Origin of the sequence: Qipengyuania algicola (genome assembly GCF_042492175.1) — a bacterium.
Classification (GTDB): Bacteria; Pseudomonadota; Alphaproteobacteria; order Sphingomonadales; family Sphingomonadaceae; genus CAJXSN01.
This window is the reverse complement of record NZ_CP170453.1, coordinates 1486186-1509466: the sequence shown is the minus strand read 5'-3', so window position 1 is coordinate 1509466 and position 23281 is coordinate 1486186. Positions and strand designations below refer to the sequence as shown.

The window sequence follows — 23281 nt, the reverse complement described above, 5'->3', positions numbered from 1 at the left end:
TCAGGGAAGAATCAGGGTTGGCATCGACATACAGATCAGGAGAGCGGCAATGGCACTCATCACAGTCATCGGTTCGAGCGGGCGGCAAGGTCTCGCGCAGGTCAAAAAGGCACTGGAAGCGGGCTACGATGTGCGCGCCATCAGCCGTCAGGCAGACCCCTTTGCCGGTTACGACATTCCCGGCATCGACGATGTCGAAGTGCGGCCGATGGATCTGTATGACACCGGCACCTACAAGCACGCGCTCGAAGGCAGCGATTACGTGTTTTACACCCATCCGCTGCAGGCCCGCGCAGACCGCGCAACGCTGGTCGGCGATGTCGGCAAAGCGGCGGCAGAGCTGGATGTGAAGCGCGTTGTGTGGAACACTTCCAGCTGGATTCCCGACAAGCCGGGCGACGCCTTCACTTATGCAGGCAACACGGCGGGCATCAATGCGCTGTGGCGCTCCGGTGCGCCGGGCACCGTTTTTGGCAGCGTACTGTTCATGGACAATCTGCTGACCAATTGGGCCCGGCCCTTCATCGTGAACGAGAACCGCTACGTCTATCCGCACAACCCCCAACTCGAGGCGAACTGGATCAGCCTCGACGACGTGGCGCGCTTCATGCTGGCCAGCCTGGAACGGCCCGATATGGAAGGCGCGTGGATCAATATTGGCGGGCCGAAGCGCATGGTGGGCAAGGAAGTCGCCGCCATTCTGACCGATCATTTCGGCCACGAGATCAAATACGATCCGTGCACTCCGCGAGAGTTTGGCAATCTGCTGGCCAATGCCGGCGGTGACGGGGTGCCTGAAGAACAGCGCAAGGAGCTGGCCGACGGGATTGCTGCTTTCTACGAATACAACAACAGCGCGCCGACCAAACCGTTCGCGGTCGAGATGGACCATGTCTACGAGCGTTTCCCGGAACTGGAAGGCAATCTGGAAACCATGGATGAATGGGTGCCCAAACAGGACTGGAGCGAGAGCAACCATCGCCCGGCCTTTGGATAGGCTGACCGGATGGCGCACCGCCTCCAAGGGAAGATCGCACTTGTAACCGGCGGGGCCTCGCGCCCCGGAATCGGCTACGCCATCGGCCAACGACTGGCGGAGGAAGGCGCGCATGTTGTATTGACCGATGTCGACCGGGACGGGGTGGAGCAGAGCGCAGCCCTGATCCGCGAAGCCGGAGGAACATGCGACGCTGTGCCTCAGGACGTGACGTCGCAGGAAGACTGGGATCGGGTCGTGGCAGCCATCACCAACCAGCATGGGAAGCTGGATATTCTAGTCAACAATGCCGGAATTCTGGAAATCGCTGCCGTCGGTGATGACAATGCCTTGGGCAGTTTGCGGCGGCAGTTCGACGTCAATGTTGCCGGCTGCTTCATGGGCACTCAGGCCGGTGTTGCCGCCATGCGCAAAAGCGGGGGCGGATCGATCATCAACCTGTCTTCCGTCGCCGGGCTGGTCGGTTTTCGGGGGAGCTCGACCTATGCCGCGTCAAAAGGCGCGGTGAAATTGATGAGCAAATCGGTCGCGCTGGAGACCGCTGCCGAGAACATCCGGGTCAACACCGTCCATCCCGGCATCATCCGTACCAACATGCAGAAGGCGGGCGGCGCTGCGAACGAGGTCAATTACGAAGCCATCGAAGCCGCCATTCCCGCTGGCCGTCTGGGTGAACCAGAAGACATAGCGGACTGCGTGCTGTTCCTCGCCTCAGACGAATCCACCTATGTCACCGGCGCAGAACTGGTCGTCGACGGGGGCTACACCGCTCAATAGTTGAACCCCGACCAAGTGCTGGAGGACAATCCATGACAGACAAGCGCACCGCCAACATCGCTCTGGCGGAGATCTATTATCAGGCGCTGGCCGATGGCGATTTCGATGCCTTGGCCGCGCTCCATGCCGAGGATGTCGTCTTCAATCTGGTCGGCCAGACACCGGTATCAGGCCGCTGGGAAGGCAAGGCGGAGTGCTTTGGCCCCTTGGTTGCCGATATGGTCGTCGGCAAGCTGGACCCGGCTACGCTGCAGTTTTCCCGCAAATGGAAGATCATGTGCGCCGACGAGGAACGCGTTGTGGGCATTATGATTGGTGGCGGCATGGGCAATAACGGCCATGAATATTTGCAGACCTACTGCCAGATCATGACCATCACCGATGGCTTGATCACGCAGCTGCACGAGTTTTTCGATACCGCTCTGGTCGAGCTGGCGCTGAACGACAACCCGACAGCGAAAGGACCTACGCAGCCGCAGCGCCCCTTCGCTTTCTAGGCGTTATTCCGCTGCTTCGGCGACCGCGTTCTCCGCCGCAAAGATCTCGATCAGCTCTTCGTCGGTGGCATTGGTCAGCTTGGCCGCCCAGCCGTGGAAGGCCTGTCCGCCGCCCTCGTTCTGACCGAAGAGCACATGGTCCATCTGCCCGCTCATCAACGCATCGTGCTGGCGTTTGCCGGTCGTGTAATCCTCGTCCCGGACGACGATCTCCAGAAAATTGAACTGGTCCTGCGCGCCCTGTCGCTGCTCGTCATTTTCCGGCTCACGCTCCATCACGTAGTACTGGGTGGTGTAGCTTTCGCCCACATTCTCGCCCGGGAAGAGTTGGCTGATCATCGCCCCGCGCCCGCCACCGCCATAAAAACTGGCAATCGAGATATGCGGGAAGATCGTCCAGACGCCCTGCACCAGCGCGTCGATCGGCCATTCGTCTTCCGGCATCTTCGTCAGATCGAGCTGCTCATCGCTGCCCGTGCGCTGCGCGAATTGCGACGGGTTGGCCAGCCGCTGATGCGGGCCCCATGCGAAGTAGTTTGCCCGGTTGAAGAAATCCGCCCCGAAGGTGTCCTTATGCAGCACCGGAAGGTGGTAGAAATCGAGATAGCCGTCATAGGCTGTTTTCCAGTTCGGCCCCGCCAATGTGCGCTGGTCGAACAAGATCCAGTCCTCGAACCCGAAGGCTGCCAGCAGCTCGTCATACCCGCACAGATATTGCTCGATGCTCAATGTGGAGTTCTGATCCAGGGTCGCCCAGATCAGGCCAGCGCGCTCGAGCACAGGAAACTGCTTCAGGCACAGCTCGGCCTTGTCGACCGGGCCGAAGTCTTTCGGGCTCGCCACCCCGACCAGATCGCCGTCGTTCTTGAACGTCCAGCCGTGATAGCCGCAGGTGAAGCGCGTGGCGTTGCCCGTGCCCTCGACCACCGGATTGCCCCGGTGGCTGCACATATTAAGAAACGCGCCAACCGTGCCATCGCGTTTGCGGGTCAGCAGGAGCGGGACCCCGGCAATGTCCATCGCCTTGTAATCGCCAGGTTCCGGCAGTTCGCACGATGGCGCGACCATTAGCGGCAGGCGCTTGAAGATTTTCTCTTTCTCGCGCTCGAACAGTTCGGGATCGGTGTAGCTGGAGGCGGGGACTTTCATCACGCCATCGGTCATTTCCAGCGTCCCCGCCTCGCCATGGGCGATCAGGGAGCGGTTCATTTCGAGCAATTGTTCACGTGACACGGGATTAGTCTCCGAATGGATAAGCGCTCACAATCCTCGCAACAGCCTCGCGCGGCAATTGCCATTTTTGACGACTGCTACCCGCTTTTCAGCTGGTCATTGTGCTGCCCCAGTGTCGGGGCGCCGCCGCGCCTCGGCTCGAAATCCGCGCCGAACCGTACAGGCGGGCGCATCATGCGGATCGGGCCTTCGGTCGGATGTTCGAACCGCTGGAAGAAATCGGTCGCCTGCAAATGCGGGTCATCCATGACATCCTCCAGATCACGCACGGGCTGGGCCGGAATGTCAGCCGCCTGGAAGCGCTTGACCAGATCGTCTGTCGTGAAGCCCTGGGTCAGCTCCGCCATGCGCCGATACAGCAGCGCACCGTTCTTGAACCGCCCGCGTTCGTCGGCGAACTTCTCGTCCTCGAGAAATTCCAGATCGCCCAGCACCTCGAACACGCGGTCCCATGCCTTGCCGGTGTAAGGCACGATGGAGAGGTACCCGTCCTTGGTCGGGAACGGCTGACGGTCCGGGTCCAGCTGGCGGGCATATCCGGCGGGCGCATTGGGCGGATCGAAAGTCAGCCCGCTCAGATGCTCCTGCATCATGAAATTGGTGAAGGCCTCGAACATCGGGATTTCAAGCTTTTGCCCCTCGCCGGTCCGCAGCCGGTGGACCACCGCGCCCAGCACGCCGTAGGCCGCCGTCTGCCCGGCGATCTTGTCCGCAATCAGGCTGGGCAGATAGCGCGCACGGGGATCTCCATCCACGCGCGGCAGCAGCGTGGTGGTGCCCGACAGCGCCTGGATCACGTCATCATAGGCCTGCAAATCGGCATAGGGCCCGTCCTGCGCAAAGCCGACGCAGTGGGCGTAGATGATATCGGGCACCAGCGCGCGCACCGCCGGTTCGTCCAGTCCCAACCGCGCCAGCCCCTTGCCCCGCACATTGGTCACAAACACGTCCGCATCGGCCAGCAGGGCCTTCATGCTGGCCAGATCGCCCTCGTCCTTCAGGTTCAGCTCGACCGATTTCTTGCCCTGATTGAGGGCCATGAAGCCCGGCCCCATACCCGCCGTGTTCGCCCATTTCTGCGCATAGCGGAACGTATCACCGCCGCGCGCCTCCACCTTGATCACGTCCGCGCCCAGATCGGCCAGCAACTGCGTGCAATAGGGGCCGAAGACGACGGTGGTCAGATCGACAATCTTGATCCCTTCCAGCATGGCTTTTCCGTCGCTTGCATTCAGCATGGGCCCTGTGTCCTTTGTGCGGATGAATTGTTGGCGTCTTCCTTATCGGGCACCGACCAAAGGGTAACTGGTGAATTTGCTATTCGTCGCCTCCAAACAGGTGCCGGTGGCCGGTGCGCGCGATTGCCCGTTGAACCCCCGCCCGCTCAGGCATAGATGCAGCACCGTGACCGCACCGCCCCCTTCACAAGATGCCATGGATGCCGCCCACCGGCGCGCCTTCCGTGATGCGCTGGGATCGTTCGCCACGGGCGTAACCATCGCCACCACGCTGGATGACCAGAACAGGCCGGTCGGCGTCACGGCCAGCAGTTTCAATTCGGTCAGCCTCGATCCGCCGCTGGTCCTGTGGTCGCTGGCCAAGAACAGCCAGTCACGCGATGCCTTCTGCGATAGCGGCCATTTCGCGGTGCATGTCTTGGCAGCCAGTCAGGAAGAGCTATCGAACCGCTTCGCCCGTACCGGTGCGGACAAGTTTGGCGGGATCGAATGGTCGGCAGGCAAGCTCGGTTCGCCCGTCTTCACCGAACACGCCGCCCTGTTCGAATGCGCGACTCGCCACCAATATGATGGTGGCGATCACATCATCATGGTGGGCGAGGTGGTCGATTTCGAAGCGCGCGATGAAGCCCCGTTGCTATTCCACGGGGGCCGCTATGCCGATCACCGACCGCGCGACGGCGGGGACGCAACCGCCTCAACGGAAGACCAACAGCTGGCCCTGGCGACAGAATTTGTGCTTCAGGCGCTGGAGCGCTCGGACACTGCAGACGTCTCGGAGGAGGATCTGCAAACCGTGCGCCGTGTGCTTCGCCTGCTGACAGAAAAATAGACGGGCCCGCTGTGGTCAGGCCCGGACCACCAGATTGCCCCGGTGCCCGCCGCTGAACAGCATCATCAGCGCCTCCGGGAAATTGTCGATTCCCTCGACCACATGCTCTTCCAGCTGCAAATCGCCCGAACGGATGAGATCGCTGATTTCCGCCCTCGCTTCCGGGAAGCGCGCGGCATGATAGCTTACCACGAACCCGCGCATACTGGCATTGCGCTCGGCCAGCCGCAGATAGAGGCTGGGGCCCTGCACATTGTCGAGGTCTTCATACTGCGAGATCGCCCCGCAGATCACCACCCGCGCGCCGCCGGTGGGGCGCAGATTGTCGAGCACATCGTCCAATATATCGCCGCCGACATTGTCGAAGAACACGTCCACGCCATCGGGTGCAGCCTTGGCCAAAGCAGCGCGAACACCGCCCTCCTTGTCTTTGGCCTTGTAATCAATCGCCACATCCGCGCCGACCTGATCGGTCAGGTAGGCGCATTTTTCCGGGCCGCCCGCGATGCCGATCACATGGCAGCCGCGTGCCTTGGCGATTTGCACCACACATGATCCGACCGCGCCTGCCGCGCCGGAAACGACCACCACATCGCCCTTCGCCGCCTCGCCGACGGCGCACAGGCCGACCCATGCGGTCAGCCCTGTGGTGATGCCCAGCGGCCCGACATGGGCCTCCGGGCCGATCTGGTTGCCGACTTCTACCTTGCTCATTTCGGCAGCAGGCACCACCGCGTGGCTTTGCGCGCACAGCATTCCGTAAGCCCAGTCGCCCACCGCCCAGTCGGGGTCGCCGCTCGCCACAACCTGACCCACTCCGAACGCCCGAATCGTATCCCCCAGCGCAGAAGTGGTGTGCATTCCGGCATCGCTTAGCGTGGTGCGTATCCACGCATCGACCGACAGCGTGTGGTTCTTGACGATCAGGTGTCCTTCTGCGGGATCCCCCAGCGTTTCTTCCTCGACCGCGAAATTGTCCTGCGTCGGCCATTCGACGGCGTATTCTTTCAGGGTGACTTTGCGGTTCTGGACCATGGAGACTGTATCCTTTGGCTGTCTTTGGCTGGAATGCGCCCCGATTGCTGTGCGCGCGGAGCGGCGGCCTCAAGTGGTAATATGACTAGGCATAGGTTCCGTGTGGCGCGCGCGGATAGCCAGCGGCGCAATTGTCACTTAGGGCGTTTCGCGGGTTGGAAGGGGAATACCGGGAATGGACAAGGGCTTGCTCTACACCGCAGCCAGCTGTGTCGCTGTGATGGCGCTGGTCGCCTGGATCAGCTGGCTGAAAACGCGGGGGACGGCCGAAACCAAGGACGGCTATTTCCTCGCCGGACGCGGGCTTGGTGCTACGTTCATCGCCGGATCCTTGCTGCTGACCAATCTTTCGGCTGAGCAGCTGATCGGGCTCAATGGCTCGGCCTATGGCGCGAACATGTCGAGCATGGCGTGGGAAGTGACCGCCGCGGTGGCGACCATCGCCATGGCCTTCGTCTTCCTGCCGCGATACCTCGCCGGCGCCTTCACCACACTGCCCGAGTTTTTGAACGACCGGTTCGACCCCACGGTGCGGCGGATGTCGGTGGTGCTGTTCATGCTGGGCTATGGCCTCGTGACCATTCCCTCGGTGCTGTATTCCGGCTCCCTTGCGGTGATGCAGTTTTTCGATGTGCCGCTGATGACCGGGCTGTCCACCGTCCCGGCATTGTGGCTCACCGTGATTGTGATCGGCGTGACGGGGGCCGCCTATGCGGTGCTTGGCGGACTGAAGGCGGTCGCTGTTTCCGACACGCTGAACGGGATTGGCCTGCTGTTCATCGGGCTGCTGGTGCCGGTGCTGGGCATTATTTTGCTGGGCGGCGGTAACTTCGGCGACGGGTTCACGCGGCTGGTGTCCGACCATCCGGAGAAGCTGAACGCGATTGGCGGACCTGACGATCCCACCCCTTTCGGCACAATCTTCACCGGCATGATCTTCGCCAATCTGTTTTACTGGTGCACGAACCAATATGTGATCCAGCGCACGCTGGGCGCGCGGTCGCTGGCAGAGGGACAGAAGGGCGTGCTTGCGTCGGGCTTCTTCAAGGTGCTGGTGCCCTTCATGATGATGATCCCCGGGGTCATCGCGTTTCACCTCTACGGGCCGGGAATGGGCAGTATCGACGAGGCCTATCCGCGCCTGATCAAGGATGTGCTGCCGTCAGCTCTGACCGGGCTCTTTCTGGCGGTGTTGCTGGGCGCGGTGTTCAGTTCGTTCAACTCGCTGCTCAACAGCGCGGCGACGCTGTTCACGCTGGATGTCTATGCCCCGATGCGCCGCACTCCGGTGGATGACGCGCATCTGGTGCGGGTAGCAAAGATCGCCAGCGTGGTGATTGCGCTGTTCTCCTTCGGGGTCGCGCCGATGCTGTATTATGCGGAGGAAGGCCTGTGGCAGATCGTGCGGATCTTCACCGGGTTCTACAACATCCCGACTGTAGTGATCATAATTGTTGGCCTGTTCACCGCCCGCGTGCCTGCGCTCGGCGCGAAGCTGGTGATCGTGTTCCATGTGCTTGCTTACGGACTGGTACGGTTCGTGCTGGCCGATGTGGTCACGCTGCACTTCATCCACCTCTACGCCATCCTGTTCGTGATCGAGGTCGGCATCATGCTGCTGGCGGGCAGGCTGCGCCCGCAGGCCGAGCCATACGTGCCGCCCCATAACGAGAAGGTCGACATGACCCCATGGCGGTTTGCCCGGCCCACCGCATTTACGCTGCTGTCGTGTGTGGTGGCGCTGTACCTGCTGTTCTCGCCGCTGGGATTGGCAGGAGCCGGCGGCGGAACGCTGCTGGCTGTGCTGATGGCAGCTCTGGTTGTCGGCAATCTGGTGGTGTGGGTAATGGCAGCCAAAGGTCAGCGCGCGGTGGCCCCTGCCTGATCAGGCAACCAGCGAAGCCAAAACCCGGCGCTTGCCGACAAATGGCTTGCGCCCGTGCATGACCAGAAAATTATCGACCAGCACCACATCGCCAGCCTGCCACGCGTGATCGTAAGTCAGTTCCTCGGACAGCGCGATGGGTGCGGCCATATGGTCGGCTGTGATGAGTTCGCCATCACCAAACCGCACGGCTTTGGTCGCCTCGTTGCGGGTATCGGACCAGCCACGAAAGGCTGCGACCAACTGGTTGAAGAAGGTCTTCCGGCCATCGGGCAAAATCCGCACAGCTTGCAGCACCGGCGTGGTGACACGCAGGCTTTCGCCCTCCTGCCACTCCCAATCATAGCCGAGCTCTTTCAGCCGTGCTTCCGCTGCTTCGCGCGTATCGACCCCCAAAGTGCTGCGCCAACTGCGGCCTTGGCCTGACCCTGCATCATCAGCAGCTGGCATAGTGTTGGAATAGCGCACACCGCGCTCCTCGAATGCAGCAGCCAGCGCGGGATCATCGGCCAGCAGGCGATCATACACCACATCGGAGCGGCACAGCGGCGTCGCTCCGCCCTCGCCCGGCGCAATCTCGCAATAGAAGAACAGTTTGGAGGGATAGATCGGCGTCTGCGCCATCTCGTGATGCAGGTGGATACGCGTTTCGGGCGGCGCTTCGTTCGCGGTAAAGACCCGCTCGGTCACATTCACCCGCACCGCATTGGAGAGCGATTTGGCGTAGGTGAAGTTCGTCTCGCCATAAGAAGCTATGCCTGCGTCGAAGGCCTGCGCGTCGGGCACATCGAAGCCGCGAAACAGCACCGCGCCTGCCTGCGACAAATGATCGTCCACTGCGCCTTTGTTTGCGCCGATATAAGCGGCCAGATCGCCTTGCGCCTCGATCACATGCGGAAATGCACTCATCGCCGGAACCTCAATCGTAAATCGGGTGGAAGGTACCAAATGCGCCTTCGCAGAATACGCCCGGATCGTTGAACCGGCGGCCCTGGTCCAGCGCGTCGATTGCGGCCATCTCGGCATCGCTCAAGCTGAAGCCGGTCACTGCCAAATTCTCCCGCATACGTCCCGGATTGGTGGATTTCGGGATCACCGCATTGCCCCGCTGGATGCCCCAGCGAAGCACGATTTGCGCCGGTGTCTTGGCATGTGCATTAGCAGCAGCGACCACCACGGGTTCCGTCAAAACGGTATCGCCGGAGCCAGCCATGCCGATCTCCACATAGGACAGCGAGCCCAGCGGAGAGAACGCGGTGACGTGAATGCCATAGTCACGCGCCAGCCGCATCAGCCCCGGCTGCACCAAATAGGGATGCGATTCCACCTGCAGCTCTGCAGGGGCAATCCGGCAATAGCGCATCAGATCATGGATCAGCGCGGTGTTGTAATTGCACACGCCAATGCGCCGCACCTGCCCGCCATCGACCAGCTTCTCCATCGCGCCCCATGTTTCATGCAGGGGCACACGGGCAGGCTTCATCACCGGCTCGGCAGCGGCGGGATCATGCAGCCATTCGGGCGGATACCGTTCCTCGATAGGCACATATTCCAGCGCGATGGGGAAATGGATCATGAAAAGGTCGAGATAGTCCAGCCCCAGATCATCAAGCGATTTCTGGCAGGCCAGTGCAACATGTTCCGGCGCATGGAAGGTGTTCCACAACTTGGACGTGATCCACAGTTCCTCGCGCGTCGCCAGACCCTGCGCAATCGCCGCCGCTATCCCGCGCCCGACTTCGACTTCGTTGCCGTAATCCGCCGCGCTGTCGAAATGGCGATAGCCTGCCCTGATCGCTTCCAGCACCGTGGCCTCGCAATCCTCCGGCGCGATCTTCCACAGGCCGAAACCGATGGGGGGCATGTCTTTCAGCACGATATTTGTCCTTCGGGTTCGAAATTGAGCGCCACCGGCAGCCCCGTGGCAATGGATTCCTGTGCCGCTGCGCCCATGGCAACACTCCGCAGTCCGTCCAATGCACTAAGAGCAGGCGCGCCGCCGCCAACCAATGCAGCGTGAAAATTCTTCAGCTGGAAATAGGTCGCGCCGTGGTGATCGCCAGCGGCCAAAGCATCGGGCGGCGTCTCCACATGCTCCACCTGCACCCCGCTCTTATCGCGCGGGGACCAGCGCACTTTCGCGGCAGGAATAGTTACATCAAGCCGGCCCACCTCGCCCACCGCGATAATCTCTTCCTGCTGCTCCGCCCCTTCGGCGAACATGCATAGATCGAGCACGGCCCGCGCGCCGCGTTTGAAGTCGACGATGACATAGGCGTTGTCGAGTATGTCGGGCACCTCGCCATCATACACCTCGTCCAGATGGTTCACATCTTGCGCGCCGCTGGCGAAAATGCGCACCGGTTCATCGCGCAAAGTGTGCCGCATCAGGTCGAAGAAATGGCAGCACTTCTCCACCAGAGTGCCGCCGGAATTGCGGTTGAAACGGTTCCAGTCGCCGACTTTCTTCAGGAACGGAAACCGGTGCTCGCGGATGGTCAGCATCCGCACCGTGCCAGCCTCGCCCGCCTGCACCCGCTCGATAAACCGCGCGACGGGCGGCATGTAACGGTATTCCAGCCCGACCCAGACCAGCGGATCATAAGTGCTTAGTTGCCGCTCCAGCGTCTCCGCGTCGGCGACCGTGGTGCAGAAGGGTTTCTCGACCAGAATGGCCGGGCGATATTTCATGACCTCCTGAATCACGGCATAATGCGTGAAATTCGGCGAAGCGATGATGACGGCATCGGGGACGCCAGAAGCGAACAGAGCCTGCGTATCCTCATACACCGCGAACGTCTGCCCCAGCTCCCCGGCCAGCTCAGCCGCAGCCTGCCGGGATCCGGCGTCTGGATCGACAATCGCGACCAGCTCCGCCCCGTCCACCAGCGCGATATTGCGCATGTGTTCGCGGCCCATCATGCCGCAGCCAATGATGGCGTAGGATCGTGTCGTGCTCACACCGAACCCCGTGCGGCGTTGGCCCGCAATGCGCAAGTCATCTCTAGCCGAAGGGCTGGTAAAGGCTGTGCTGCGGCTCCGTAAACCAGCGCGGGCCGGTATCCGTCATATAGAAATGGTCCTCCAGACGAATGCCGAATCTCCCCGGCACCACGATCATCGGCTCATTCGAGAAGCACATGCCTTCGGCAAGCGGAGTTGTGTCACCGCGAACCAGATAGGGGCCTTCGTGGATTTCCAGGCCGATCCCGTGGCCGGTGCGGTGGGGCAGGCCGGGAAGCTTATAATCCGGCCCCAGACCATGCGCGATCAGCACATCGCGCGCCGCCGCGTCGACCTCCTCGCACGGCACACCCGGCGCGGCGCGGTCGAAGGCGGTCTGTTGCGCATCCTTTTCCACCTGCCACAGGGTCTCGATCTCGCCCTCCACCTCATCCAGCGCGTAGGTGCGGGTGATGTCCGAATTGTAGCCATCGAGCGTGCAGCCGGTGTCGATCAGGATCAATTCGCCGGCTTGCAAAGCGGGATCACCGGGCACACCGTGCGGGTGCGATGTCGCCTCCCCAAATTGGACCGCGCAGAACGAATTCCCATTATCCGCCCTGCCCGCGCGGTGCAGCCGGTCGATCTCTGCGCGCACTTCGCTGGCTTTCATGCCGGGCTTGATCCAGCCGGAAATGGTTTGATGGACCGACAGGGTAAGCTGTTTCGCCGCTGTCATTAGAGCCAACTCCGCAGGCGATTTGCGCGCACGCAGAGGCACGATAACCGGCGCCGCAGAGCCACACCGAACCCGATTGTCGAGCGCACCCAACGCATCCCCGATCTGTGCCGCGTGGCCATAGCAGCATTGCGGGTCGAGCGCACACGCACGCACATTCTGCGCCGCCAGCAAACCGGCAATCAGATCATAGGGGCTCTCATGCTCCTCCCAATAGACCATCTCCATCGGCACCGGCAGTTTCGCCATTATGGCGGTATCTTCGAACTTGGGCGCGACAAAGATCGAGCGCCCAGCCGTGACAATCGCCCCGTGAAACCGCTCGCTTTCGTAAAACGCCTCGCCCAGAAAATAGCGCATATTGGGGCCGGGCGTGAGGATCACAGCATCTTTCCCCGCGGCAGCCATCGCGGCCCGCAAAGCATCCACCCGCTGGGCGCGTTCTGCATTGCCGATGAAGGGGGGAAATGATGTGTCGGTCATGGGTTTCTACCAGTGAGAGAAATCAGTTGAAGCGCGCCGGGGAATACGGCTCGGGGTCGATGTGCGGCGTCTGGCCTGCGATCATCTCGCCAACCAGCCTGCCGGTTGCGGGTGCCAGTGTCAGGCCCAGCATGTTGTGGCCAGTGGCAAACAGCGCATTGGCCAGCGCAGGGGCGCGTCCGATGATCGGCAGACTGTCCCATGTCATCGGACGCCAGCCGAACCATTCCTCCTGGTTTGTCTCGGGTAGAGGAGCACGCAAATACGGCTCTGCCGAGCTGCGCAATTGCTGCAATCGGACCTTGGGGATCGAGCGGTCGTAGCCGGCAAATTCCATCATCGAGCCAAGCCGGAACCCGTCGTCAAACGGCGTGATGCCGACATGATGTTCCGGCAGCAGCATGGGATGCGTCGGGCCATGATCCGGCGCCTCCATAGTAATCGAATAGCCCTTGCCCGGCTGGATCGGCAGCGCTGCGCCGAAATGCTGCGCCAGCTGGGTGCTGAGCGCGCCGGTCGCCAGAACGTAATGATCCGCCTGCATCGGGCCGCCCGACGTCAGTATCCGGCGCACGATCCGCCCGTTTTTCTCCAGCCCCTCGAAACTGCAATGCTCGATGAACCGAACGCCGCTGTCCTTCAGCTTCCGGCGCCATCCCTTGCTCAGCCGGTCGGCGCGCACGCTGGTGTCGTCCTCGTAGAGATACCCGCCCGCCAATCCCGACCGCAGTGCGCCATCGAATTGCGGCAATTCCGCCCCCTCGATCCTGCGGGCCGAGACGCCGAAATGCTCGGTCAGCAGACGGTCCTCTTCGGCATGAGCAGCGAGGCCTTCCTCCGTCTGGAAGACATAGAGCAGTCCGGCTTTGCGCCATTGGCTGCCCATCGGGTCATCGCTCAGCAGCGCGGCGTATTCTGCTGCAGAGGATTGCAGGATCGCATGCAAATGCGCCGCCGCGCTGAGCATATCACGGCGATTGCAGCGCCGGGCGAACTGCCACAGCCATTTCAGAAATGCCGGATCGGCCCGCGGCTTTACCCGAAACGCCGCCGCAGGATTGAACAGCGAGCGTGCCGCCTCTCCGATGGCGTCGGGGGTGGTCAGCGGCAGGACGTGGCTCGGCGCGATATACCCGCAATTGCCGTGCGAGCACGCTCCGGCGACCGTCCCCTGTTCGATCACCGTCACCCCGTATCCCGCGCGCGACAGGTAGTGCGCGCAGGCGATCCCGATGATCCCGCCGCCGATGATGATCACGCTCTCGCCGGGCTGCGACACCTCACCCGATCCCTTCTCGGAAAGGATCGCCGGGCTGGAAGATCAGCTCGCTCCGGGCAGTGATATGCGCATCACCGATAATCGTCGGGACGACCCTCCCCTCAGAATCGCGGCGGTAGGACCCACGAAAGCGGCTGCCGATAATGCTCTCCTGTATCCACTCCTCGCCCGGTGCCAGTTTGCCGTCCGCTGCCAGACAGGCCAGCTTCGCGCTGGTCCCCGTCCCGCAGGGGGAGCGATCATAGGCAAGCCCGGGACAGAGAACGAAATTGCGGCTGCTTGCGCGCGTGCCTTCCGGGCCGCTCGCGGGCGTTTCGAAGAACTCGACATGGTCGATCTCCGCGCCATCCGCCCCGGTAATCGACTGCGCCACAAGCGCATGGCGAATGCTGGTCCCCGCCTTGGTCAGCGCCGGAATATTGTCCCGCTGCAAAGGCACAGGTGCTCGCTCGACTAGGAAGAACCAGTTGCCGCCCCAAGCGATGCTGCCTGTCACTTCGCCGAGGCCCTCAACCTGCACGCTGACATTCTTCACCAGCCGGTAGCTCGGGACATTTTCGACCGAGACGGTGTTCGGGCCGAGCAATTCGGTGTTCACGACGCCCACCGGCGTATCCAGACGGTGCCGGCCCGCGCCGATCAGGCCCAGATGAGCGAGCGTCACCATCAGCCCGATGGTGCCGTGGCCGCACATGTCCAGATAGCCGGTGTTGTTGAAGAAGATGACGCCGGTGCAGCATCCATCGTCGGGCGAGGATGGCGGGCACAGCAGCGCGCCGACTGCAGCGTCCAGACCGCGCGGCTCCAGAATCGCCTGCATCCGGAACGCGTCGAATTCTTGCGCAAATCGCAGCTTCCGCTCCGCCAGAGTGCCGCTGCCCAAATCGGGGCCGCCTTCCACGATCACCCGCGTCGGCATCCCGCCGGTGTGCGAATCGATCACCCGCACCGGATCAGTAATCCGCGCCGGGCCAGCTCGCCCACCAATCGCGAAACAGCTTCCAGTGATATTCCAGATGGGCCTGCTGGGTCGGGCTCAGCCGGTCCGAAGGGTAGAGCTGGTTGGCGTATTCCGCGCTGCCTTCCAGCACCATCAAATGCTTGTAATAGAGCACCAGATCGGGCCCTTCGTCGAAGGTCGCCAGCACGCGCATGGCGTCGTCCAGTTCCTTCGCCAGCACCCTCGCCTTCGCATCGCCCGCTGCCGCCTTCTGGCAGAGCGTGACCAGCCGCAAGACTTCACGCGGCAGAGCATTGCCCACGCCAGTGATCGCGCCTTGCGCGCCGCAATTGACGAACCCGTGAAAGACCTGCGTATCGACACCAACCATCAGCGACAAATCGGAATCGCCCGCGGTGATATTCTCTGCGGCGTAGCTGAGCGAGGCTGCCCCGCCGAATTCCTTGAAACCGACCAGATTGCGATGTTTTGCTCGCAAGCTGGTGAACAATTCCGCCTTGGTCTCGAACCCGTAATAAGGGCTGTTGTAGATCACCGCAGGGAGATCGGGCGCGGCCCGCAGCACGGCTTCAAAATGCGCAGCCTGCGCCGCCGCCGAACTGCCGCGTGACAGGACGCGCGGAATGACCATCAGCCCGGCTGCGCCAACCGACTGCGCATGGGCCGCAATTGCCGCAGCGGCGCGTGTGTTCTGAGCGCCCGTGCCCACAATCACCGGAACCCCGGAAGCGCACAGCGCCTCCACACCCTCGCAGCGCTGTTCATCGCTGAGCAGCGGCCAATCGCCCATCGATCCGCAGTAAATGACCGCCGACATTCCGGCTGCAATCAGCTCCGCGCCCTTCGCCGCCAGCGCGCCAAAATCGGGCACGCCCGCCGCATCGCACGGCGTCATCAGCGCCGGCATGCAGCCTGAAAAAATGGTCGCATTCGTGGTCATGAAGCCATTGATCCTTTTCTTCGGCATCCGGCAGCGCCGACTCCGTCCTCGTCCTCGTTCTGGCTCTCGGTAAACACTGCCGGGCCGCCCAGAAAGCGTTGAATTGCCAAGAGCCGCTTGCTCGTGCACGATTGCCACCGGAATTGGGAGCAACCGAGCGGGGGAACCGGCCAATGCGGACGAAGGATCATCCCTTGCGGCAATGGGCCGTCGATGAAATTCATCTGCGTCGTTTCGTCCCTGTCCCATCCCGCTGCGAGATTTATCAGGCCGTGTTGCTGGTCGACACTGACGGGCGCGAAGAAGAAAGCGCACTCCTTACGGAGAGACGGCCGAAGTTCGATGAGTGGCGGCAGGCCAGACGCAATGCCAGCGGCAACGCGGAGCCGGGCATTTTCTTTCTTTGGGAACGCCACACCGAAGCGACTACGCTCACGCTGATCTTCCAGAACGAGTGCCCGCAAGAGGACCGCGCGCCCTATATTGCATGGATGGAGCAGTGGGCCGGACAAGTCGTACGCGCGACACGGATTTTCGTCGTGCCGGACCGCGATGCGATCGGCGACCTCTTGACGCGGCATGATGTGGATATGGGCGATCTGGTCTGTAGCGACATCAGCGGGGGCTTGCGGATCTGGTCCGATTTCGGCCTGCGGCCCGATGGCTATGGCCGATTGATCGTTGACGCCGCCGATGTCTCTGACGGGGAACGCGGGCGGATTATCCAGCGGGTGCAGGAACTGGGCAATTACCGGAACATGGCGCTGCTCGGCCTGTCCGAAGTCCAGAAATACGGGCCGCAAGTCGATGCGCTGGAGCAGAATCTATCGGAGCATGCAGCCCGCGTTTCGCAGGCCGAAGATGGCGAACAGGATGATGCATTTCTGCAGGAGCTGATCGAAATCTCCTCGCGGCTGGAAGTCATTCGTTCGCTCACCAGTTTTCGCCTCAGCGCCACGGCCGCCTATGCCGAAATCGCGGCTGACAGGCTGGCGGCGCTGGACGTACGCTCCGTCGCCAATCACCAGAGCCTCGATGAATTTACCGAGCGCCGGCTGGTCCCTGCCGCGCGCACATGCTCTGTCTTTACCGATCGGCTGGCGCGCATTGCGGAGCGGATTTCGCGGGTAATGCACACGCTGGATGTGCGAGTCGACACGCGGATCAAGGAACAGAACCTCACACTCACCAAGCGGATGGAGCGGTCGATCCAGCTGCAATTCCGCTTGCAGAGCCTGGTCGAGGGATTGTCCGTGATTGCCGCGGCCTATTATCTGGTCGGGCTGATTGCCTTTATCGTCAAAGGGGCTGCGGCGTGGCCGGCAGGATCGCAGACGGAGATCGTGATCGCGGCCGTGACGCTGCCCGTCATCGCTTTGATCTACGCCTTCGTACACCGGACGCGGGGGACCGTCCTGAAACAGTCGGACCTCGAATCCGACTGAGAGAGGCGAACGCGGCACACTACCTCCATAAATCCCCTTTCAACCAGTTCCTTTCTGGTTTAGCCTTCCTCCGGAGAGAATCTTGGGAATTAACAAGGGAGTGAGCATGCGTAAATTTACGACATTGGCGAGCGTTACTGCACTGGCGGTGATGACAGCAGCTTGCGGCGGCGGCGAGGCGGAACCTGCTGCACCGGCAGAAGAAGCGGCGCCGGCTGAAGAAACGGCGGTTGAAGAAGAAGCCCCGGCCGAAGAAGAAGCCCCGGCTGAAGAGACCACCGATACGGCTGCTGCCGAAGGCGGCGCGATGGCGACAACCGATGGTATCGCCTTTGCCAGCCTGACCGGCGATGCTGCTGCGGGCCGCGTTGTGTTCGCACAGTGCCGCAGCTGTCACGCTGTCGAGGAAGGCGTCAACAAGACCGGCCCATCGCTTGCGGGCATCGTCGGCCGCCCGGCCGGTTCGGTCGAGGGATACGAGTACTCGCCGGCCAACGCGAATAGCGGCATCACCTGGACCGAAGAGCAGATGTATGTCTACCTCGAGGACCCGCAGAAAGTGGTTCCGGGCACCAAGATGATCTACCCCGGCCTGCGCGATGCGCAGAAGCGCGCGGATATCATTGCTTATCTGAAGAGCCCGACCTGATCGGGCACGTCTTCTGGACAAGAAAAAGGGCCGGGAAACCGGCCCTTTTTTATTGGGTGACGGTGAAGCCGTCAGGCAGCGACGTCGCGCCGCGCCAGTTCACACTGTGACCAGATATCGCTCAGCGCGGTCAGCAGGCGGTCGATATCGCCGTCGCTGTGAACCGGAGAAGGGGTGAGCCGCAGCCGTTCTTCGCCGCGCGGCACGGTCGGGTAATTGATCGGCTGCACATAGATCCCGTGGTTCTCCATCAGCCAGTCGCTGATGAATTTGCACTTGTGCGCATCACCCACCATGACCGGGATGATGTGGCTGGGATTGGGCAGATGGGGGATCCCCATCCGGTCCAGCGCGGCGCGCACCTTGGCGACCCGCTCCTGCTGCCGCTCACGCTCTGCATTGCTCACTTTCAGATGCTTGATGCTGGCGCAGGCACCCGCCGCAATCGCGGGGGGCAGAGCGGTGGTGAAGATGAACCCGCTCGCAAAGGTGCGCACATAGTCGCACAGGTTTTTCGACGCCGCGATATAGCCGCCCATCACGCCGAACGCCTTGCCCAGCGTTCCTTCGATCACGGTGATCCGGTCCATCAGGCCTTCGCGCTCCGCCACACCGCCGCCGCGTTCGCCGTATAGGCCCACACCGTGGACCTCGTCGATATAGCTCATTGCATTGTGCTTCTCGCACACGTCAAGAATTTCGGCGATCGGTGCAATGTCGCCGTCCATCGAATAGACGCTTTCAAACGCCACCAGCTTGGGCCGATCAGGATCGAGAGTCGCCAGTTTGCGGTCGAGGTCCTCAGGCGAATTGTGCTCGAAGATCATCCGGTCGGCTTTGCTGTGGCGGATGCCTTCGATCATCGAGGCGTGATTGAGCGCGTCCGACAGAACCATGCAATTGGGGATCCGGGCAGCCAGCGTGCCGAGCGCGGCCCAGTTCGACACATAGCCGCTGGTAAAAAGCAGCGCGTCTTCCTTGCCGTGCAAATCGGCCAGCTCGTTTTCCAGCAGCACATGGTGATGATTGGTGCCGGAGATATTGCGCGTGCCTCCTGCCCCCGCGCCGCATTCGTTCAGCACGTTGTGCATCGCCTCCAGCACTTTGGGGTGCTGGCCCATGCCCAGATAATCGTTGGAGCACCAGACGGTGACATTGCTGGTCTCGCCATCGACATAGCGTTTGGCCTGCGGGAACTGACCAGCCTTGCGCTCGATCTCGGCAAAGACGCGGTAGCGCCCTTCATCCCGCACGGACTGCAGTTCACCGCCGAAAAATGTCTCGTAATCCATCGTCTAAGACCCCCAATTCAAACTTCGTCACGCGCCGCATTTCCGTCCAGGGCCCATTGCCACAGAGCGGAATCGCGAAACGGTAATGCAAGAAACAGATGCTCGAGCGCGGCCAGCAGACACAGGCAGCACAGCAGCGCATTCTGGACCATCAGGCCCGTTGTTGTGGCCGCCGATGCGGCCATTCCGAAAGTAACCGCCGCAGCACAGATCAGCGCAATGCTCAGCGGCAGGAACGGCCGCAGCCGCTTCGGCCCGAAATAGGTTTTGAGATATTCCATGTGCCTCGGCAGCAATTCGTCGCTCATATTGGGCACCCCCCAATAGATGTTGAGCTTGGATGACAGGCGGAAAATCAGCAGCAGGGCGAACGTATAGGCCCCGACCGGATTGACCGTGAACGCCGCCAGCGAAAGCAGCAGGCCCGCTGTCATCGCCAGCGCGATTTCATGATGGATCAGAGCCATGGTTGCGGCGGAGAACCGTTCCCACCCCCGCGCCCCGGCACGACAGGGTTCACGGTGCGACCCGGAGACTGCGCCGGTCAGGAAGCTGATTTCGTGCCAGCTCCAGATCAGCAAGCCGCCTACGAACGATGCGTAGACAGCCCACTCGGCCATGGAATTGCTGGTCAGCACCACCAGCGACAAGCCGCCGATAGCGCATACGCCGGAGATAACCAGCGCACGGCCCAGCGACTGGCGCAGGCGGTGGTTCAGCATCGCCACAAGGCCGGTGCTGACGAACCACAGCGCAATCACCACGGCAAAAGGCAGTCCAAGGTCCGCGAACCCTACCATGCGGGGGCAAGCCTGACGGTTTGCGGCAATTCGTTCACGCGGGGCCGCATAAAATACATACGCGCAAAGGCGTAACCGGCCTTGGCGGTATGCTTGATCTTCGACAGCTGACCCGCAACTCCGCCACGCTCCTTGGCGTCTTCGATGCCGTTCGAAGCCAGCCGCAAATCTTCCATCGCAGCGCGGAAGCGCGGATCATCGGTGTCCAGCTCGATCGGGAAGACCTGCTTGCTGATCTCGGTGGTGATGGAGAAGACCTTGTAGCCATACTCCGCCGGATCGACGCCCAGCGCCTGATGGAACAGCGGGCGGTTGTGATCGCGCACATACATGGTGGCGTAGACCGACAGCAGAAAGAAACGGATCCACAGCTTGTTGTGGCCCTTCAGCAGCTTGGGATCGGCCCGCAGCAACAGGGCAAAGGCCTCGCCATGGCGGAACTCGTCATTGCACCATTCCTCGAACCAGTCGAAAATGGGGTGGAACTTGTTCTGCGGGTTTTTGGCCAGTTCGCGGAAGATCGTGATGTAGCGGGCGTAGCCGATCTTCTCCGACAGATAGACGGCGTAGAAAATGAATTTCGGGCGGAAATAGGTGTATTTCTTGGTCTTGGTCAGGAAACTGAGATCAACCCCGATGCCGGAGCCTTTGAGCGTTTCGTTGATAAACCCGGCATGGCGGCTCTCGTCGCGAGCGAGCAGTTTGAACAGCTGCTTCATGTCGGGGTTCTTCGTCCGGCGGGCGATCTCGGCATAGAGGATGCAGCCGGAAAATTCCGATGTGAGCGAACTGGCGAGGAAGTCGATGAACTCCTTGCGCAGTTCCGGCTCCAGCCCTTCGATCACGCCGTCGAAAGCGTCTGTTTTCTTGAAGTGCTTTTTGTTGGGATCGCCGACCATTTCGGCCATCAGTTCGTCCCATTCCTGGCGCACCAGCGAGACATCGAGTTTGTCCATCGCATCGTAATCGGTGGTGTAGAAACGCGGCGCGAGGACCGTGTCCTGCTGCGCGATATCCATCGTATCGGGAACATCCTCCAGCGCCTTGGACGGGGCTGAGCGGGCAGCGGAGATCTTGGTCTGGGCGTTCATCACAATCTTCCCGGGTTGAAACTGACTTCGTAAAGTTCGGCCATCTCGAAATGGCCGGAGAGCCTGGTCCAGGCACGTTTCAGAGCGCTCGCCCGCTGGACCGTGGCCGTGCGCTGGAAACTGACTTTCTCGCCGAACGACACCATCACCGGTTCGCCATGCACCTGCACGCTGTCACCGGGATAAATCGGGACGTTGCCGTCCAACTTCACATGGGCGTGGAAGTGATCGGGGCTCTGCTCGATCTCTATCCGGCAGCCGGTCTCGAATGTGTCAGCGGTCAGGAAGCCCATCATGATTTCGTGCCTTCCAGCATTTCGGCGAAAGCTGCGACGTGATCCGCGCCAAAACCGTAAATCTCCGCCTCCGCGCCCGTTTGCGGGTCGCGCAGCGAGAGCGCGCCATTTTCCCAGCGGATCAGCGTGAAGGGTTGCTCCGCGCCGACCCCGGCATGCACACGGCGCTTGGCCAGCCGCCGCATGGTTGCGCGGGTGAAGCCCTCTTCGCCGAAGCCGATGATCTTCACCGTTTCGCCGGTTGCCGCATCGGAGACGACCACCGCGCCATCCTCGCGGTCGGCAAAGCGCAGGTCGCGCTGCTCGGCCGGAGCGATATTGGCAGCAGCACGCGACAGTTCAGGGTCGCCTTCCTTGGGCAGCACGCCGAAGCTGACGGCGGCAGTCAGCGCGAGAATGGTCAGCAGCATTGCCGCCACGCCGATCAGGACCGGGCGCGGCACCGTGGGGTCATGATCATGCGCAGCGCTCATGCGGTGAGGCCTTCCATTTCGGGTTGAAGCGGCGCGCGGCGCGCTGCGTCGTTTGCACTGACAACCGGCTGCAGTTGCACCGTCGCATCGAACAATTGTTTCGCCACGCCCTGCGCATCGGGAATGGCGCGAAGCATGGGTTGCGGACGGACAAAGCGGAGCGAACGCGCGTGGGGCCACAACATGGTGTAGCCCATGCGCGGCATGCCCTTCAGGCTCAGCACGATGCTCCCCGTATCGCCGCCAAGCATTTTGAGATCGGCGGTTTCAATCTCGCTGAGCGGAATGTTGATGCACTTGTTCAGCGCAACACCGATCCGCAGGACGATCCGCTTGTTGGTCAAAGTGTACACCGTCGTGCGGCCCACACCGTAGGCGTATAGCGTCAGGAACCCGGTGACGATGGCGGCAAACACCACCATCGCTCCAGCGGTGGGCATATCGCCCTGCACCACGGCCAGCCCGCCGATGACCGCGAAATACAGCAGCACCAGCCGGATATGGAGTGCCGATCTGGCCATCCTTTTCCAGTCCGGTGCGCCCTGCCAGAGGATGTGCTCGCCCTCTGGCAAGGCCTCGGGCAGGCCGCGCACCGGTTCGTGGTCGTATTCGCTCACAGGATCGGCTCCTGACGCGCGCGATTGGCGTAAAGATACCCGCCGCCGAAATAGGCCATCACCCGCTCCTCTTCGTAGAAGGTGATTTCATCGGCCTTGGCAGGCACCGGCGCAGCAGCAAAATCGGCGGCATTCAGCGCGTCGATAATGACCTGGCCTTTTTTGCCCTTCACTTTGGACATGCCCATCGGGGCGAGCACTTTCTTCGCGCCGGTATCGATTTCCAGATAGCGCACCTGATGTTCGGCCCGGTCGACCCAGATATCGGTGATTGTCCCGGCCACTTCGCCGTCCGCACCGATGGCCGCCATGCCGCGGGGATCGCGATCCTTCCGGTGCACCGTAATTCCCGAAGCAATGCCGATCGGCACGATGCGGTTGCGGCCTTCCGCGTCGAGATCGGGATGTTTGGCGCGGTCCGCCCATGCAGCCGGGCCAAGGCCGTCTTCCAGCGGATTACCGGTCGGGTAATAGGGCGCGCCGGGCGAACGGAAGGTGCGTGGACCTGCCACATCGACCTTCTCCCGCCCGCCGGTGGGGGTGGTCACATCGTCGCGGCCAAACGGCATCTTGAATGTCTTGGGGTTGCCCGTGGTCAGGATGCCGCCGGGCCGATCAATCCGGCCGGTGACTTCATCTTCCACCGGATATCCCTCGCGCCGGTCCTCGCGGCGCAGGTAAAATAACAGCGCGATGAAGAACAGGACGAAGGCGAGGAACACCATCTCCGTCACGTCGAACGTGCCCACTATCTTTACGTCATCCATCTCAGACCTCCC

24 protein-coding genes are annotated in these 23281 nt (G+C 62.0%); 7 read left to right on the top strand and 17 right to left on the bottom strand.

Translation table 11 applies throughout. The annotated features are described in order from the left end of the window. The first annotated feature begins 49 nt into the window (after positions 1 to 49). The 3 genes from ACFCW2_RS07230 to ACFCW2_RS07220 are packed head-to-tail and all read left to right on the top strand — an operon-like array spanning position 50 to position 2271. Positions 50 to 997, top strand: a complete 948-nt coding sequence (locus ACFCW2_RS07230) for an SDR family oxidoreductase (protein WP_379545261.1) — start codon at positions 50 to 52, stop codon at positions 995 to 997. A 9-nt stretch (positions 998 to 1006) separates the two neighbouring features. After that, positions 1007 to 1774: an SDR family NAD(P)-dependent oxidoreductase gene (locus ACFCW2_RS07225; RefSeq protein ID WP_379545260.1), complete on the top strand. Its 768-nt coding sequence runs from the start codon at positions 1007 to 1009 to the stop codon at positions 1772 to 1774. 32 nt (positions 1775 to 1806) lie between these two features. Beyond that, a complete protein-coding gene (locus tag ACFCW2_RS07220; protein ID WP_379545259.1) occupies positions 1807 to 2271 on the top strand; it encodes a nuclear transport factor 2 family protein in 465 nt (154 codons plus the stop codon). 3 nt (positions 2272 to 2274) lie between these two features. On the opposite strand, the gene ACFCW2_RS07215 is transcribed toward ACFCW2_RS07220, so the two are convergent. Then, a complete protein-coding gene (locus ACFCW2_RS07215; protein WP_379545258.1) occupies positions 2275 to 3504 on the bottom strand; it encodes an aromatic ring-hydroxylating oxygenase subunit alpha in 1230 nt (409 codons plus the stop codon). Positions 3505 to 3581: 77 nt separating this feature from the next. Next, complete coding sequence (locus ACFCW2_RS07210; RefSeq protein ID WP_379545257.1) at positions 3582 to 4742, bottom strand: CaiB/BaiF CoA transferase family protein; 1161 nt, start codon at positions 4740 to 4742, stop codon at positions 3582 to 3584. 166 nt (positions 4743 to 4908) lie between these two features. On the opposite strand from ACFCW2_RS07210, the gene ACFCW2_RS07205 reads away from it, so the two are divergent. Beyond that, a complete protein-coding gene (locus tag ACFCW2_RS07205) occupies positions 4909 to 5574 on the top strand; it encodes a flavin reductase family protein (RefSeq protein ID WP_379545256.1) in 666 nt (221 codons plus the stop codon). Positions 5575 to 5589: 15 nt separating this feature from the next. Here the strand turns inward: ACFCW2_RS07205 and ACFCW2_RS07200 are convergent, their stop codons facing one another. Further along, on the bottom strand, positions 5590 to 6609 hold the full coding sequence (locus ACFCW2_RS07200; RefSeq protein WP_379545255.1) for an NADP-dependent oxidoreductase: 1020 nt from the start codon (positions 6607 to 6609) through the stop codon (positions 5590 to 5592). 175 nt (positions 6610 to 6784) lie between these two features. Between ACFCW2_RS07200 and ACFCW2_RS07195 the strand changes: the two genes are divergently transcribed. Beyond that, the gene (locus ACFCW2_RS07195; RefSeq protein WP_379545254.1) at positions 6785 to 8494 is read left to right on the top strand and encodes a solute:sodium symporter family transporter; all 1710 of its coding nucleotides are present in this window, start codon (positions 6785 to 6787) and stop codon (positions 8492 to 8494) included. On the opposite strand, the gene ACFCW2_RS07190 is transcribed toward ACFCW2_RS07195, so the two are convergent. The 7 genes from ACFCW2_RS07190 to ACFCW2_RS07160 are packed head-to-tail and all read right to left on the bottom strand — an operon-like array spanning position 8495 to position 15839. After that, a complete protein-coding gene (locus ACFCW2_RS07190; protein WP_379545253.1) occupies positions 8495 to 9403 on the bottom strand; it encodes a TauD/TfdA family dioxygenase in 909 nt (302 codons plus the stop codon). A gap of 10 nt (positions 9404 to 9413) precedes the next feature. After that, the gene (locus ACFCW2_RS07185; protein WP_379545252.1) at positions 9414 to 10370 is read right to left on the bottom strand and encodes an aldo/keto reductase; all 957 of its coding nucleotides are present in this window, start codon (positions 10368 to 10370) and stop codon (positions 9414 to 9416) included. Continuing rightward, positions 10364 to 11455 carry a Gfo/Idh/MocA family protein gene (locus tag ACFCW2_RS07180; RefSeq protein WP_379545251.1) on the bottom strand — a complete coding sequence of 364 codons (1092 nt, stop codon included), beginning with the start codon at positions 11453 to 11455 and terminating at the stop codon, positions 10364 to 10366. Before ACFCW2_RS07180 ends, ACFCW2_RS07185 begins: the two co-directional genes overlap by 7 nt. 43 nt (positions 11456 to 11498) lie before the next feature. After that, positions 11499 to 12659: a M24 family metallopeptidase gene (locus ACFCW2_RS07175; protein WP_379545250.1), complete on the bottom strand. Its 1161-nt coding sequence runs from the start codon at positions 12657 to 12659 to the stop codon at positions 11499 to 11501. Positions 12660 to 12681: 22 nt separating this feature from the next. Beyond that, positions 12682 to 13938 carry an NAD(P)/FAD-dependent oxidoreductase gene (locus tag ACFCW2_RS07170; RefSeq protein ID WP_379545248.1) on the bottom strand — a complete coding sequence of 419 codons (1257 nt, stop codon included), beginning with the start codon at positions 13936 to 13938 and terminating at the stop codon, positions 12682 to 12684. A 1-nt stretch (position 13939) separates the two neighbouring features. Beyond that, positions 13940 to 14881, bottom strand: coding sequence for a proline racemase family protein (locus ACFCW2_RS07165; protein ID WP_379545247.1), 942 nt, complete (start codon positions 14879 to 14881; stop codon positions 13940 to 13942). A 10-nt stretch (positions 14882 to 14891) separates the two neighbouring features. Next, positions 14892 to 15839: a dihydrodipicolinate synthase family protein gene (locus ACFCW2_RS07160; RefSeq protein ID WP_379545246.1), complete on the bottom strand. Its 948-nt coding sequence runs from the start codon at positions 15837 to 15839 to the stop codon at positions 14892 to 14894. 173 nt (positions 15840 to 16012) lie between these two features. On the opposite strand from ACFCW2_RS07160, the gene ACFCW2_RS07155 reads away from it, so the two are divergent. Both ACFCW2_RS07155 and ACFCW2_RS07150 read left to right on the top strand, forming a co-directional pair. Next, positions 16013 to 17284: a DUF3422 family protein gene (locus ACFCW2_RS07155; RefSeq protein WP_379545245.1), complete on the top strand. Its 1272-nt coding sequence runs from the start codon at positions 16013 to 16015 to the stop codon at positions 17282 to 17284. Between the two features lie 106 nt (positions 17285 to 17390). Further along, complete coding sequence (locus ACFCW2_RS07150; protein WP_379545243.1) at positions 17391 to 17933, top strand: c-type cytochrome; 543 nt, start codon at positions 17391 to 17393, stop codon at positions 17931 to 17933. Positions 17934 to 18004: 71 nt separating this feature from the next. On the opposite strand, the gene hemA is transcribed toward ACFCW2_RS07150, so the two are convergent. From hemA to puhA, 7 genes are read right to left on the bottom strand one after another with little or no spacing between them, the layout of a single operon-like run. Further along, complete coding sequence (hemA, locus tag ACFCW2_RS07145; RefSeq protein WP_379545242.1) at positions 18005 to 19225, bottom strand: 5-aminolevulinate synthase; 1221 nt, start codon at positions 19223 to 19225, stop codon at positions 18005 to 18007. Positions 19226 to 19242: 17 nt separating this feature from the next. After that, a complete protein-coding gene (gene puhE, locus ACFCW2_RS07140; protein WP_379545241.1) occupies positions 19243 to 20025 on the bottom strand; it encodes a putative photosynthetic complex assembly protein PuhE in 783 nt (260 codons plus the stop codon). After that, entirely contained in the window at positions 20019 to 21116 is a 1098-nt protein-coding gene (gene acsF, locus ACFCW2_RS07135; RefSeq protein WP_379545239.1) for a magnesium-protoporphyrin IX monomethyl ester (oxidative) cyclase, read from the bottom strand. Before acsF ends, puhE begins: the two co-directional genes overlap by 7 nt. Then, entirely contained in the window at positions 21116 to 21412 is a 297-nt protein-coding gene (locus ACFCW2_RS07130; RefSeq protein ID WP_379545237.1) for a hypothetical protein, read from the bottom strand. Before ACFCW2_RS07130 ends, acsF begins: the two co-directional genes overlap by 1 nt. Further along, positions 21409 to 21885, bottom strand: coding sequence for a photosynthetic complex assembly protein PuhC (gene puhC / locus ACFCW2_RS07125; RefSeq protein WP_379545235.1), 477 nt, complete (start codon positions 21883 to 21885; stop codon positions 21409 to 21411). The genes ACFCW2_RS07130 and puhC overlap by 4 nt, the downstream gene beginning before the upstream one ends. Further along, a complete protein-coding gene (puhB, locus tag ACFCW2_RS07120; protein WP_379545234.1) occupies positions 21882 to 22502 on the bottom strand; it encodes a photosynthetic complex putative assembly protein PuhB in 621 nt (206 codons plus the stop codon). The genes puhC and puhB overlap by 4 nt, the downstream gene beginning before the upstream one ends. After that, the gene (gene puhA, locus ACFCW2_RS07115) at positions 22499 to 23269 is read right to left on the bottom strand and encodes a photosynthetic reaction center subunit H (RefSeq protein WP_379545232.1); all 771 of its coding nucleotides are present in this window, start codon (positions 23267 to 23269) and stop codon (positions 22499 to 22501) included. Before puhA ends, puhB begins: the two co-directional genes overlap by 4 nt. Positions 23270 to 23281: the final 12 nt, after the last annotated feature.

Coding starts and splice junctions, on each gene's coding strand:
- ACFCW2_RS07230 (WP_379545261.1), top strand. CDS start 50: ATGGCACTCATCACAGTCATCGGTTCGAGCGGGCGGCAAGGTCTCGCG.
- ACFCW2_RS07225 (WP_379545260.1), top strand. CDS start 1,007: ATGGCGCACCGCCTCCAAGGGAAGATCGCACTTGTAACCGGCGGGGCC.
- ACFCW2_RS07220 (WP_379545259.1), top strand. CDS start 1,807: ATGACAGACAAGCGCACCGCCAACATCGCTCTGGCGGAGATCTATTAT.
- ACFCW2_RS07210 (WP_379545257.1), bottom strand. CDS start 4,742: ATGCTGAATGCAAGCGACGGAAAAGCCATGCTGGAAGGGATCAAGATT.
- ACFCW2_RS07200 (WP_379545255.1), bottom strand. CDS start 6,609: ATGGTCCAGAACCGCAAAGTCACCCTGAAAGAATACGCCGTCGAATGG.
- ACFCW2_RS07195 (WP_379545254.1), top strand. CDS start 6,785: ATGGACAAGGGCTTGCTCTACACCGCAGCCAGCTGTGTCGCTGTGATG.
- ACFCW2_RS07190 (WP_379545253.1), bottom strand. CDS start 9,403: ATGAGTGCATTTCCGCATGTGATCGAGGCGCAAGGCGATCTGGCCGCT.
- ACFCW2_RS07175 (WP_379545250.1), bottom strand. CDS start 12,659: ATGACCGACACATCATTTCCCCCCTTCATCGGCAATGCAGAACGCGCC.
- ACFCW2_RS07160 (WP_379545246.1), bottom strand. CDS start 15,839: ATGACCACGAATGCGACCATTTTTTCAGGCTGCATGCCGGCGCTGATG.
- ACFCW2_RS07155 (WP_379545245.1), top strand. CDS start 16,013: ATGCGGACGAAGGATCATCCCTTGCGGCAATGGGCCGTCGATGAAATT.
- ACFCW2_RS07150 (WP_379545243.1), top strand. CDS start 17,391: ATGCGTAAATTTACGACATTGGCGAGCGTTACTGCACTGGCGGTGATG.
- hemA (WP_379545242.1), bottom strand. CDS start 19,225: ATGGATTACGAGACATTTTTCGGCGGTGAACTGCAGTCCGTGCGGGAT.
- puhE (WP_379545241.1), bottom strand. CDS start 20,025: ATGGTAGGGTTCGCGGACCTTGGACTGCCTTTTGCCGTGGTGATTGCG.
- acsF (WP_379545239.1), bottom strand. CDS start 21,116: ATGAACGCCCAGACCAAGATCTCCGCTGCCCGCTCAGCCCCGTCCAAG.
- ACFCW2_RS07130 (WP_379545237.1), bottom strand. CDS start 21,412: ATGATGGGCTTCCTGACCGCTGACACATTCGAGACCGGCTGCCGGATA.
- puhC (WP_379545235.1), bottom strand. CDS start 21,885: ATGAGCGCTGCGCATGATCATGACCCCACGGTGCCGCGCCCGGTCCTG.
- puhA (WP_379545232.1), bottom strand. CDS start 23,269: ATGGATGACGTAAAGATAGTGGGCACGTTCGACGTGACGGAGATGGTG.